This is a genomic window from Streptomyces sp. NPDC053048 (assembly GCF_044547045.1).
Classification (GTDB): domain Bacteria; phylum Actinomycetota; class Actinomycetes; order Streptomycetales; family Streptomycetaceae; genus Streptomyces.
Genome location: NZ_JBITZS010000007.1, coordinates 10,371 through 24,398, shown reverse-complemented (window position 1 = coordinate 24,398; position 14,028 = coordinate 10,371). Strand labels below are relative to the sequence as shown.

The window sequence follows — 14,028 nt, the reverse complement described above, 5'->3', positions numbered from 1 at the left end:
CGTCAGCCACGTGTCTTCAGCTCCCCGTTGATGGTGTGTGCGTGGGCGGGCGGTGTCTGGGTGCGGGTGCGGTGCGGATGCTTCATGCCGGGCCGCCTCACTCGAGTCCGTCGAAGAGCGCGAAGAGCTCCTCGTCGCTCGCGTCGTCGAGGTCCTTGTCGGCCGGCTCGTCCGCCGCGGGGGTGCCGGCGGCCGCCTCGGCGGCCTCCAGCAGCTCCCGCAGGCGGGCGGTGATCCGCTCGTGGGCGTCGGCGCCGGTGGCGGCCGCCGACTCGATGGCCTGCCGGAGCCCGGCCAGTCCGGCCAGGACGGGCTCGGCGGGCGAGGCCTCCTCGACGACCAGCTGGTCCCCCAGGTGGGCGGCCAGGGCGGCCGGGCTGGGGTGGTCGAAGACGAGGGTGGTGGGCAGCCGCAGGCCGGTCGCCCTGTTCAGCTGGTTGCGCAGCTCGACGGCGGTCAGGGAGTCGAAGCCCAGGTCGCCGAAGGCCCGGTCGGCGGTGATGCCGCTCGCGTCCGCGTGGCCGAGCACGGCGGCCACCTGGGCGCGGACCAGGTCGGTCAGCGCCCGCTCCCGCTCGGCCGGCGACATGCCCGCCAGCCGCTCGGCGAGCGTCGGGCCGGCCTCGGCCGCGGCCGTCGCGGCCGCGGCGCGGCGGACGGGGGTGCGGACCATGCCGCGCAGCAGCACCGGCGGCTCGTCGCCGAGGGCGCGCAGGGCGGCGGTGTCGAGCCGGGTGACGGCCAGCACGGCCTCGCCGGTGCCGGGGGCGGCGTCGAACAGCTCCATGGCCTCCTTGGCCTGCAGCGGCAGCAGCCCCGAGCGGGCCAGGCGTCGCAGGTCCGCGTCGCCCAGGTGCCCGGCGATGGAGCTGGTGTCGCCCCACAGGCCCCAGGCCAGCGAGACGCCGGGCAGCCCCTGCGCCCGGCGGTGCGCGGCGAGGGCGTCCAGGAAGGTGTTGCCGGCCGCGTAGTTGGACTGGCCGGCGGTGCCCAGGAGACCGGCGACGGACGAGTAGAGGACGAAGGCCTCCAGGTCCAGCTCGCGGGTGAGCTCGTGCAGGTTCCAGGCGGCGTCCACCTTGGGCCGCAGCACCTTCTCCAGCTGCTCGGGCGTCATCTGGGCGACGACGCCGTCCTCCAGGACGCCGGCGGTGTGCACGACGGCCGTGAGCGGGCGCTCGGCGGGGATGTCCGCGAGGACCTTCGCCAGCGCGTCGCGGTCGACGACGTCCACGGCGGCCACCGTCACCCCGGCGCCCAGCTCGCTGAGCTCGTCGCGCAGTTCGGCCGCCCCGGGGGCGTCGATGCCGCGGCGGCTGAGCAGCAGCAGGTGGCGGGCGCCGTGCTGGGTGACCAGGTGCCGGGCGAGGATCCCGCCGAGCGCGCCGGTCGCGCCGGTGATCAGTACGGTGCCGCGGTCCCAGGCGGGCGCGGCGTCGTCCACCGGGGCCCCGTCCTCGCCGCCGGCCCGCTCGGCGCGGGACAGCCGCGGCACGAGGAGGCCGGTGCCGCGCACCGCGAGCTGCGGCTCGCCGGTGCCCAGCGCCGCGGCGACCAGCTCGTCCGGGGTGTCCTCGTCGAGGTCGACGAGGACGATCCGGCCCGGGTTCTCGGTCTGCGCGGAGCGCAGCATGCCCCACACGCCCGCGTGGGCGAGGCCGGGGACGTCCTCGTGCCCGGCGGTGACGCCGCGGCGGGTGAGCACCGCCAGGCGGGAGCCCTCGAACCGCTCGTCGGCCAGCCACTGACGGGTCAGTTCCAGCACGTCGCGCAGCACGCCGTGGACGGAGGCGGCGTCGGCACCGGCCGGGGCGAGCGGCGCCAGCACCACGGCCGGGACGGCCGTGCTGTCGGCCACCGCGGCGCCCAGCGCCTCCAGGTCGGGGTAACCGCCCTTGCCGAGGACGGCCCAGGAGGTGGGGTCCACCGGGGTGCCCGCGGACTGCGGCGTGCTCCAGGAGACCTTGAACAGGCCGTCGCGGGCGGCGCTGTTGGCCGCGCTCAGGGCCTCCTTCGACAGAGGACGCAGGGTCAGCGACTCCACCGTGGCCACCGGCGCTCCCGTGCCGTCGGCCACCGTCAGCGCGGCCAGCAGCGTGGTGGGCTCGGGGCTCTGCAGCGCCAGGCGCACCCGCAGGGCGGTGGCGCCGGTGGCGTGGACGCTCGCGCCGGACCAGGAGAACGGCAGCCAGGACGGGCCGTCCTCGGCGGCGACGCCCGGCAGCAGCGTGTGCAGGGCGGCGTCCAGCAGGGCCGGGTGCAGCGCGAACGCGGCGGCGTCCGCGCGCAGTTCCTCGCCGAGTGCCACCTCGGCGTACAGCTCGTTCTCGCCCTTCCACAGGCGGCGCAGGCCCTGGAAGGCGGGCCCGTACTGGTAGCCCTGGTCGGCCAGGCGCTCGTAGACGCCGTCCAGGCCCACCTCGGCGGCGCCGGCCGGCGGCCACACGAGCAGGTCATCGCCGGCGGGAGCGCCGCCGCCGAGGGTGCCGGAGGCGTGCAGGGTCCACTGGCGGGCCGGGTCGTCGTCGCCGTCGGGGCGGGAGTAGACCTCGACGGTGCGGCGGCCGGAGCCGTCGGCGGCGCCGACGGCCAGCTGCAGCTGGACCGCGCCGTTCTCGGGCAGCACCAGCGGGGCGGCCAGGGTCAGTTCCTCCACCTGGTCGCAGCCGGCCTGCTCGCCGGCGCGCAGCGCCAGCTCCAGCAGCCCGGTGCCCGGCAGCAGGACCGAGCCCCACACGGCGTGGTCGGCCAGCCAGGGGTGGGTGTGGCGGGAGACGCGGCCGGTGAAGACGTACTCGTCGCGCTCGGCGAGCTGGACGGCGGCGCCCAGCAGCGGGTGGCCCGCGGTGTCCAGGCCGAGGCCGGCCGCGCTGCCGGTGACGGCGGGCGCGTCGAGCCAGTACCGCCGGTGCTGGAAGGCGTACGTCGGCAGGGCCACCCGGCGGGCGCCGGGGAAGACGGCCGCCCAGTCGGTCCGCACGCCCCGGGCGGCCAGCAGGCCGAACGCGGCGGCGGCCGTGCGCTCCTCGGGCCGGCCCCTGCGCAGGGCGGGGGTGATCGAGCCGGCGTCCCCGGTCAGGGACTCCTGGACGAGCGCGGTCAGCACCCCGTCGGGGCCCAGCTCCAGCCACTCGGTGACGCCGTGCTCCTCCAGGTACCGCACACCGTCGAGGAAGCGGACGGCCTGGCGGATGTGACGGGCCCAGTAGTCGGGCGAGGTCAGCTCCTCGGTGGTGGCGAGGGTGCCGGTGACGTTGGAGACGACGGGCACGCGCGGCGCGTGGAAGGTGAGCCCGGCCGCGACGGCCCGGAACTCCTCCAGCACGTCCTCCATGTGCGGGGAGTGGAAGGCGTGGCTGACGGACAGCCGCTTGGTCTTGGCGCCCCGCTCGCGCCACAGCGCGACCAGCTCCTCGACCGCGTCCTCGTCGCCGGAGACGACCGTGGACAGCGGGCCGTTGACCCCGGCGACCGCGACGCGGTCCCCGAAGCCCTCCAGGGAGGCCAGGACGTCGGCCTCGGCGGCCTGCAGGGCGGCCATGGCGCCGCCGTCGCGAGCGGCCTGCATCAGCCGGCCGCGCTCGGCCACCAGGTGGCAGGCGTCCGGCAGGTCGAGCACACCGGCCAGGTGGGCGGCGGTGACCTCGCCGATGGAGTGGCCCAGCAGGTAGTCCGGCTTCAGGCCCTGGTGGGCGGCGAGGCGGAACAGCGCGGTCTCCACGGCGAACAGGGCCGCCTGGGTGAAGACCGTCATGTCCAGCAGCGCCGCGTCCGCGGAGCCCTCGGCGGCGAACAGCACGTCCTTGAGCGGGCGCGGCAGTTCGCGGTCCAGGTGGGCGCACACCTCGTCCAGGGCGGCCGCGAAGACCGGCGAGGAGGCGTACAGCTCCCGTCCCATGCCCAGGCGCTGCGAGCCCTGCCCGGTGAACAGGAACGCCGTCTTCCCGCGGCGCGCGCCGCCGGTCTCCACGACGGCCTGCGACGGCTCGCCGGCGGCCAGGGCCGCCAGGCCCTCGAGGAGTTCGTCGCGGCCGGTGCCGAGCACCAGGGCCCGACGGTCGTGCAGGGCGCGCGTGGTGGCCAGGGAGAGGCCGACGTCGGCCGGGTGCAGCTCCGGGCGGGCGGCGACGTACTCGCGCAGCCGCTCGGCCTGGGCCCGTACGGCCTGCTCGTCGCGGCCGGAGACCAGCCACGGCAGGACGCCGCCGGTGGCCGGGCGCTCGGCGGGGGCGGCGCTCTCGTCGGCCGGCTGCTCGATGATGACGTGGGCGTTGGTGCCGCTGATGCCGAAGGAGGACACGCCCGCGCGGCGCGGGCGGCCGGTCTCGGGCCACTGCCGCTCCTCGGTCAGCAGCTCCATCGCGCCGGAGGTCCAGTCGATGTGCGGCGAGCGCTCCTCGGCGTGCAGGGTGCGCGGCAGGGTGCCGTGCTCCATCGCCTGGATCATCTTGATGATGCCACCGACGCCGGCGGCGGCCTGGGCGTGGCCGATGTTGGACTTCAGCGAGCCCAGGAAGAGCGGCCGGTCGGCCGGGCGGTCCTGGCCGTAGGTGGCGAGCAGGGCCTGGGCCTCGATGGGGTCGCCGAGGGTGGTGCCGGTGCCGTGCGCCTCGACCGCGTCGACCTCGGAGGGCGCCAGGCCCGCGTTGGCCAGGGCCTGGCGGATGACGCGCTCCTGGGCGGGGCCGTTGGGGGCGGTGAGCCCGTTGGAGGCGCCGTCCTGGTTGACGGCCGTGCCCCGCACGACCGCGAGGACCTGGTGGCCGTTCTTACGGGCGTCGGAGAGCCGCTCGACCAGGAGCAGGCCCACACCCTCGGCCCAGCCGGTGCCGTCGGCGTCCGCGGAGAAGGACTTGCAGCGGCCGTCGGGCGACAGGCCGCGCTGGCGGCTGAACTCGATGAAGACGTGCGGTCCGGCCATGACGGTCACACCGCCGGCCAGCGCCAGGTCGCACTCGCCCGAGCGCAGCGCGTTGGCCGCCAGGTGCAGGGCCACCAGCGAGGACGAGCAGGCGGTGTCCACCGTCACCGCCGGGCCCTCGAGCCCGTAGGTGTAGGACAGCCGGCCGGAGACGACGCTGGAGAGGTTGCCCGCGAGCAGGAAGCCCTCGAACTCCTCGGGCGTGCCCGCCAGCCGGGACGCGTAGTCGTCGTACATCGCGCCCGTGAACACACCGGTGTTGGAGCCGCGCACGGTGGCCGGGTCGATGCCGGCGCTCTCGAAGGTCTCCCACGCGGTCTCCAGCAGCAGGCGGTGCTGCGGGTCGGTCGCGGTGGCCTCGCGCGGCGAGATCCCGAAGAACTCCCGGTCGAACTGGTCGGCCTCGTGCAGGAAGCCGCCGTGGCGCACATAGGAGCTGCCGGTCTTCTCCGGGTCCGGGTCGTAGAGCTCGCCCAGGTCCCAGCCGCGGTTGACGGGGAACTCGCTGATGGCGTCGACGCCGTCGGCCACCAGGCGCCACAGCTCCTCGGGCGAGCTGACGCCGCCCGGGTAGCGGCAGGCCATGCCGACGATCGCGATCGGATCGTCGGCCGCGGCCGCGGCCCGGACCACGGGCGCCGCCGGGGCGCCCTGGACGTCCGAGACCTTGGTCAGCAGGAACGCGGCCAGCGCGGCCGGCGAGGGGTGGTTGAAGACGGCCGTGGCGGGCAGCCTCAGGCCGGTGACGGCGTTGAGGCGGTTGCGCAGCTCCACGCCCGACAGGGAGTCGAAGCCGATCTCCTTGAACGCCCGCTCCGGGTCGATCGTGGCCGCCCCGGCGTGCCCGAGCACGGAGGCGACCAGGCCGCGCACCAGGTCGGTCACCGTCTCCGTGCGCTGCTCCTCGGGCAGCGCGGCCATCTGCTGCGCCCACGAGGAGCCGTCGCCCGCGGCCGCGCTCGCGGCGCGGCGGGTGGCGCGGGTACGGACCAGGCCGCGCAGCAGCGCGGGCGCCGGGCCGTCGGCGGCGCGGAACGCCGCCAGGTTCAGCGTGGCGGGCACGTACAGGCCCTCGCCGCCCGCCAGGGAGGCGTCGAACAGGGCCAGGCCCTGCTCGGGCGTCAGCGGGGCCACTCCGGCCCGGGTCCAGCGCGCCAGGTCGGCCTCGCCGAGCGTGCCGCCCATGCCGTGGGTGCTGTCCCACAGGCCCCACGCGAGCGAGGTGGCGGCGAGCCCGGCGGCGCGGCGGTGGGCGGCCAGCGCGTCCAGGTAGGTGTTGGCGGCCGCGTAGTTGGCCTGGCCGGCGGTGCCGGTGATGCCCGACACGGACGAGAAGAGCACGAACGCGGCCAGCGGCAGGTGGGCGGTCAGCTCGTGCAGATGCCACGCGGCGTCCGTCTTGGGCCGCATGACGGCGTCCAGTTGCTCCTCGGACAGCGCCTCGACGGTGGCGTCGTCGAGCACACCGGCGGTGTGCACGACGGCCGTCAGCGGGTGGGCGTCGTCGACGCGGGCGAGCAGGCCGGCGACGGTCTCGCGGTCGGCCGCGTCGGCGGCGGCCAGGGTGACGCGGGCGCCGAGCCCGGTCAGCTCGGCGGCCAGCTCCTCGGCCCCGGGGGCGTCCGCGCCGCGCCGGCTGCTCAGCAGCAGGTGCCGCGCGCCGTACTCGGTGACCAGGTGCCGGGCGAACAGGGCGCCCAGGCCGCCGGTGCCGCCGGTGATCAGGACGGTGCCCTCGGGGTCGAGGGCGGGCGCCTGCCCGCCGGCCGTGGCTCGGGCCAGGCGCGGTACGCGCAACTCCGCGCCGCGCACGGCAATCTGCGGCTCGCCGGAGGCGATCGCGGCGGCGAGCAGAGCGGGGTCGGTGCTGGGACCGTCCGTGTCGACGAGGACGAAGCGGTCGGGGTGCTCGGACTGGGCGGAGCGGACCAGGCCCCAGACGGGGGCGGAGGCCAGGGAGGTGACGTCCTCGCCCGGCGCGGCGGCCACCGCGCGGTGGGTGACGAACACCAGCCGCGAGCCCTCCAGGCGCTCGTCGGTGAGGAAGGCGCGCACCAGGCGCAGGGCGCGGCGGGCCTCGGCGCGGGCGTCGTCGCCGGCCGCCGGGGTCGCCACGATCACCTCGGGGACGTCGGTGAGCGCGGGCAGTTCGTCGCTGTCCGTCGTGGTCCACGCGGCGGGCGCCGGGACGGCCTCGGCCGCGAGCGCGGTCCACTCCACCGTGAACAGGGAGTCGGCCCCGGCCGCACGCGGCGCCAGCTGGGCCTTGTCGACCGGGCGCAGGGTGAGCGCGCCGACGGAGGCGACGGGCTGCCCGGTGGTGTCGGCGAGCTCGAGGGAGAAGGTGTCGCCGTCGGCTCCGGGGGCAATGCGCACGCGCAGTGCCGTGGCGCCCGCCGCGTACAGCGCGAGGTCGGCCCAGGCGAACGGCAGCCTGATGCGCTCCGGCTCGGCCGGATTGGCGGCAGCCAGCACCAGCGGGTGCAGCACGGCGTCGAAGAGGGCGGGGTGGAGGCCGAAGTGCCCTGCGGCCTCGTGGTGGTCGTCGGGCAGCCGCACCTCGGCGTAGAGGTCGGAGCCCTGGCGCCAGAGGGCCTTCAGGCCCTGGAAGGCGGGCCCGTACTCGTAGCCGAGCGCGGCCAGCCGCTCGTAGACGTCCTCCAGCGGCTCGGCGGTCGCGCCGGCCGGCGGCCACGGGCCGGGCCCGGCGGCGGGAGCCGCCGGGGCGGGGGCCGGGGCGAGGGCGCCGGAGGCGTGCAGGGTCCAGGGGCGCTGCTCGTCGTCGCCGGTCTCGGGGCGGGAGTGGATGGTGAACGGGCGGCTGCCGGACGCCTCGGGGGCGCCGACGGCGACCTGCACCCGCACCGCGCCGCGCTCGGGCAGGGCGAGCGGGGCCTGCAGGGTGAGCTCCTCGACCTGGCCGGCGCCCGCCCGGTCGCCGGCCGCGACGGCCAGCTCGAGGAAGGCCGTGGCGGGGACGAGCACGGTGCCGGTGATGGTGTGGTCGGCGAGCCACGGGTGGCTGCCGAGCGCGAGGCGGCTGGTGAGCAGCAGGTCCTCGCGGTCGGCGAGTTCGACGGCGGTGGCCAGCAGCGGGTGCCCGGCCACGTCCAGACCCAGGCTGCGGGCGTCGGTGGCGGGCGCGGCCGCCAGCCAGTAGTGCTCGCGCTGGAAGGCGTAGGTGGGCAGGTCGACGCGGGCGGCGCCGGGGAAGAAGGAGGCGGCGTCCAGCGGCGCCCCGGCCGTGTGGGCGCGGGCGATGCCGGCGGCGAGGGTCTCGGCCTCCGGGCGGCCCTTGCGCAGCAGGGCGACGGCGGTGACGTCCTCGCCGGCCAGGGAGGTGTTGGCCATGGCGGTCAGCACCGCGTCCGGCCCGGCCTCGACCAGGACGGTCGCGCCCTGCTCGTGCAGGGTGCGCACGGCGTCGTGGAAGCGGACGGCCTCGCGGATCTGGCCCACCCAGTACTCGGGCGAGGTCAGTTGACCGGGCTCGGCCGGGCGGCCGGTGACGGTGGAGACGACCGGGACGCGCGGCTCGTGGAAGGTGAGCTCCGAGGCCACCGCCCGGAACTCCTCCAGCACGTCGTCCATGTGCGGGGAGTGGAAGGCGTGGCTGACGGTGAGCCGGTGGGTCTTGTGGCCCTGCTCGCGCCAGTGGGCGGCGACCGACTCGGCGACGTCCTCGTCACCCGAGATGACCACGGCCTCGGGGCCGTTGACGGCCGCGATCGAGACGGCGTGCTCCTTGCCCGCCAGCGTCGGGGCCACGTCGGCCTCGGCGGCCTGGATGGCGATCATCGCGCCGCCGGAGCGGGCCGACTGCATCAGGCGGCCGCGCGCGGCGACCAGCCGGGCGGCGTCGGGCAGGGACAGCACGCCCGCCACATGGGCGGCGGCCAGCTCGCCGATGGAGTGCCCGGCCAGCAGGCCCGGCGTCAGGCCGTGGTGCTCCAGCAGGCGGAACAGCGCGACCTCGACGGCGAAGAGGGCGGGCTGGGTGTGGCGGGTCTCGTGCAGGGCGGCGGCGTCGGCGCTGCCCTCCTCGGCGAACACCAGCTCGCGCAGCGGCCGCTCCAGGTGCCGGTCCAGCTCGGCGACGACCGCGTCGAAGGCCTCGGCGAACACCGGGTGGGCGGCGTGCAGTTCGCGGCCCATGCCGGGGCGCTGCGCGCCCTGGCCGGTGAAGAGGAAGGCGGTCAGGCCCGCGCGGGCGGCGCTGCCGGTGACCAGGCCGGGCGCGTCGGCGCCGGCGGCGAGGGCGTCGAGCCCGGCCAGGAACTCCTCGGCCGTCCGGCCGCTGACCACGGCGCGCTGCTCGAAGGCGGCGCGGGTGGTGGCCAGGGAGTGGCCGACGTCGGCCGGGTGGGCGCCGGTGGTGGCCACGTGCTCGCGCAGCCGCGCGGCCTGCTCGCGCAGGGCGGCGTCGTCGCGGGCCGAGAGCACCCAGGGCGCGGGGGCGGCGAGCTCGCCGGACGATCCGGCCGGCGCGGCCTCCTCGGCCTGCTCGAGGACGACGTGGGCGTTGGTGCCGCTGATGCCGAAGGAGGAGACGGCGGCGCGGCGGGGCGCGCCGGTGGCGGGCCACTCCCGCTGCTCGGTCAGCAGCTCGACGCCGCCGGCGCTCCAGTCGACGTGGCTGGTGGGGGTGTCGACGTGCAGCGTCTGCGGCAGGACGCCGTGCCGGATGGCCTGCACCATCTTGATGACGCCGCCGACGCCGGCGGCGGCCTGGGCGTGGCCGATGTTGGACTTGAGCGAGCCCAGGTAGGCGGGGGCGGCGGACTCGTCGCGGCGGCGGCCGTAGGTGGCCAGCAGTGCGTCGGCCTCGATGGGGTCGCCCAGCTTGGTGCCGGTGCCGTGCGCCTCGACGGCGTCGACGTCGGCGGGGGACAGGCGCGCGTCGGCCAGGGCCTGGCGGATGACGCGTTGCTGGGAGGGGCCGTTGGGGGCGGTCAGGCCGTTGGAGGCGCCGTCCTGGTTGATGGCGGTGCCCCGGACGACGGCGAGGACCCGGTGGCCGTTCCGGCGGGCGTCGGAGAGGCGCTCGACCAGGAGCAGGCCGACGCCCTCGGCCCAGGAGGTGCCGTCGGCGGACTCGGAGAAGGACTTCGAGCGGCCGTCGGCGGCGAGGCCGCGCTGCCGGGAGAACTCCACGAACATGCCCGGCGAGGACATCACCGTCGCGCCGCCGGCGATGGCCAGCGTCGACTCGCCCGAACGCAGCGAGCGCACCGCCATGTGCAGGGCGACCAGCGAGGAGGAGCAGGCGGTGTCGACGGTGACGGCGGGGCCGACGAGGCCCAGCTGGTAGGCGATCCGGCCGGACATCACGCTGGAGGTGGTGCCGGTGAGCAGGTGGCCCTCGACGCTCTCGGGGGCGTCGTGCATGCGGGGGCCGTAGTCGAGGGCGGTGGCGCCGACGAAGACGCCGGTGCGGGTGCCCTTGAGCGCGCCGGCGTCCAGGCCCGCCCGCTCCACGGCCTCCCAGGCGGTCTCCAGCAGCAGGCGCTGCTGCGGGTCCATGGCCAGGGCCTCGCGCGGGGAGATGCCGAAGAAGCCGGCGTCGAAGCGCGCCGCGTCGTGCAGGAAGCCGCCCTCGCGCACGGAGCTCTTGCCGTTGCGCCCGGGGTCGGTGTCGTAGAGGTCCTCGTCCCAGCCGCGGTCGGTGGGGAAGCCGGAGACGGCGTCGGTGCCGGCGGCGACGAGCTTCCACAGGTCCTCGGGGGAGGCCACGCCGCCGGGGTAGCGGCAGGCCATGCCGATGATGGCGATCGGCTCGCCGTCGTCGCCCGGCACGGCGAGGTCGTCGCCCGCCAGGGCGCCGGCGCCGGTCAGCTCGGCCTGGAGGTAGGCGGCGAGGGCGGCGGGGGTGGGGTGGTCGAAGAGCAGTCCGCTGGGCAGCCGCAGCCCGGTGGCCTCGGCCAGGGTGCCGCGCAGCTCGACGGACATCAGGGAGTCGAAGCCCAGCTCCTTGAAGGGCGCGTGGAACTCGACGCGCTGCCCCTTGCCGTACTCCAGCACGGCCGCGATGTGCGCGGAGACCAGCTCGGCGACGGCCCGCTCGCGCTCGGCCTCGGACAGCCCGGCGAGGCGGAGGCCCAGCTCGCCCCGCGGAACGGAAGCGGCACTTCCGGTTTCTTGTGCCGCGGCGAGCGGCACCGCGGCCCGCGCCGCGCCGTCGAGCCAGTACCGCTCGCGCTGGAAGGCGTACGTGGGCAGGGGCACCCGGCGCGCGCCGGTGCCCTCGAAGGCGGTGGCCCACTCGACGGAGGCGCCGCGCGTGAACAGCGTGGCGAGGGCGGCCAGCAGTGTCTGCGGCTCGCTCCGGTCCTTGCGCAGGGCCGGCACGGCAGCGGCGGCGGAGGCCTCCCGCAGCGAGTCGGCGACCATCGCCGAGCAGACGCCGTCGGGGCCCAGCTCGAGGAAGGTGCTCACGCCCGCCTCCTCGAGCGCGCGCGTGGCGGCCAGGAACCGCACCGGGCGCCGGACCTGCTCCACCCAGTAGTCGGCCGACGTCCACTGCCCGTCGGTGACCGGCTCGCCGGTCACGGTCGAGACCACGGCGATGCGCGGCTCCCGGAACTCCAGCCCCGCCACGACCGCGCGGAACTCCTCCAGCATCGGCTGCATGAGGGGGGAGTGGAAGGCGTGGGAGACGGTGAGCCGCTTGGTCTTGCGGCCCTGCTCGCGCAGCTGCCCGGCGATCTCCAGCGCCGCGTCCTCGGCACCGGCGATCACCACCGAACGCGGCCCGTTGACGGCGGCGATCGCGACCTCGTCGGTACGGCCGTCCAGCAGCGGGAGGACTTCCTCCTCCGTGGCCTGGACGGCGATCATGGCGCCGCCGGCGGGCAGTGCCTGCATCAGGCGGCCGCGCGCGGCGACGAGCTCGGCGGCGTCCTCGAGCGAGAGCACACCGGCCACATGGGCCGCGGCGATCTCGCCGATGGAGTGCCCCGCCAGGTAGTCGGGACGTACGCCCCAGGATTCGACGAGCCGGTAGAGGGCGACCTCGACGGCGAACAGCGCGGGCTGCGTCCAGCCCGTCTCGTCCAGCCCCTCACCCACGGCGATCACCTCCCGCAGCGCCCCCGGCAGATGGGGATCCAGCGCGGCGCACACCGCGTCGAACGCCTCGGCGAACACGGGGAAGGCCTCGTACAGCTCCTGCCCCATGCCCGTTCGCTGGGCCCCTTGTCCTGTGAACACCACACCCAGGGGTCCGGGTTGCACCGCGCCGGAGACCACGCCCTGCGCCGGGGTGCCCTCGGCCAGCGCCCGCAGGCCGTCCAGCAGCCCGGCACGGTCCTCGGCGAGGACGACCGCGCGGTGGTCGAAGACCGTGCGGGAGGAGAGGAGGGACCAGCCGATGTCGGCGGTCGCGGCCCCCTCGTCGGCGGTGACGGCCGCGTGCAGCCTGCCGGCCTGCGCGCCCAGCGCGGCCCGGCTGCGGGCGGAGATCACCCAGGGGGTCACGGCGGGCTCGGTGACGTCCTCGCGCGGGGCCGGCCGGGCCTCCGCGGGGGCCTCGGTCAGCACGACGTGGGCGTTGGTGCCGCCCATGCCGAAGGAGGAGACACCGGCGACCAGTTCCCGGTCCGGCGCGGGCCAGTCGGTGAGCTCGCGCTGCACGGCCAGGCCGAGCTCGTCGAGGGGGATCTGCGGGTTCGGCGTCTCGAAGTTCAGGCTCGCGGGCAGCTTCCGGTGGCCGAGGGCCAGCAGGGCCTTGAGCAGGCCGACGATGCCGGCCGCGCCCTCGAGGTGACCGACGTTGGTCTTGGCCGAGCCGACCAGCAGCGGACGGCCGCCCTCGCGCACCGAACCGAGGACGGCGCCGAGCGCGGCCGCCTCGATGGGGTCGCCGACGGGCGTGCCCGTGCCGTGCAGCTCCACGTACTGCACCGAGCCCGGGTCCACGCCGGCCTTCTCGTAGGCCTCGCGCAGCACCAGCTCCTGGGCGGCCCGGCTGGGGACGGTCAGGCCCGGGGTGGCGCCGTCGTTGTTGACCGCGCTGCCGCGGATCACGCCGTACACGTGGTCGCCGTCGGCCAGCGCCGCGGAGAGGGGCTTGAGGACGACGACGCCGCCGCCCTCGCCGCGCACGAAGCCGTTGGCGCGGGCGTCGAAGGTGTAGGTGGTGCCGTCGGGGGACAGACCCCCGAAGCGCTCCTCGGTGACCGCGTTCTCGGCCAGGACGTTGAGGTTGACGCCCGCCGCGATCGCCATCGACGACTCGCCCGCGCGCAGCGACTCGCAGGCCAGGTGGACGGCGACGAGCGAGGACGACTGGGCGGCGTCGACCGTCAGGCTCGGGCCGCGCAGCCCCAGGTGGTAGGAGACGCGGTTGGCGATGACGCCGCGGTTGACACCCGTCATGGTGTGCTGGGTGACGGCCTGCTCGCCGTGCTGGTAGAGCAGGGCCGAGTAGTCGTCGCGCAGGGTGCCGACGAAGACGGCCGTCCGGCTGCCCTCGAGGGTGGCGGGGACGATGCCGGCGTCCTCCAGGGCCTCCCAGGCCAGCTCCATCACCAGGCGCTGCTGCGGGTCCATGACGGCGGCCTCGCGGGGCGAGATGCCGAAGAAGGCCGCGTCGAAGCGGTCGACGTCGTCGAGGAACCCGGCCCGGCGCGCCGCGCGGTCCTGGCCGGCGGCGCCCGCGCCCTCCAGCGCGGACTCCCAACGGCCCTCCGGCGCCTCGGTGATGGCGCTCGAGCCGTCGCGCAGCAGCTCCCAGAAGGCGGCAGGGCCCGACGCCATCGGAAGCCGGCAGGACAGGCCGACGACCGCGATGGGCTCGCTCCCGCCCCGGAGCGCCGTGACCCCTTCGGGGTTGTGCTTCTTCGTCATCGCGCTCAGCAGCCCTTTCCTGACCGAATTTTCCCCAGCGGCCTATGAATTACGGCAACGTGTGAGAACACTTGAATCCTGCATCGATCCTAGGCAGGGGCGATCCAGCGGGACTTCAGCGAGCGGTCATGCCGCGGTAACTGACCGGCCGCAGACGGATGGTGAGCCGGTCATTACCTCGCGGTGAGCGTTTGGTTGGAAGTGTGCGGTTAGTGTCCAAGCGCGATTTCCCGGTCACTTACCCCAAATGAAAGTGGGTG

1 protein-coding gene is annotated in these 14,028 nt (G+C 76.1%); it reads right to left on the bottom strand.

All coding sequences use genetic code 11. The annotated features are described in order from the left end of the window. Nucleotides 1-97 precede the first annotated feature (97 nt). Complete coding sequence (locus ACIG36_RS19420) at nt 98-13,768, bottom strand: type I polyketide synthase (RefSeq protein ID WP_399929008.1); 13,671 nt, start codon at nt 13,766-13,768, stop codon at nt 98-100. Nucleotides 13,769-14,028 lie beyond the last annotated feature (260 nt).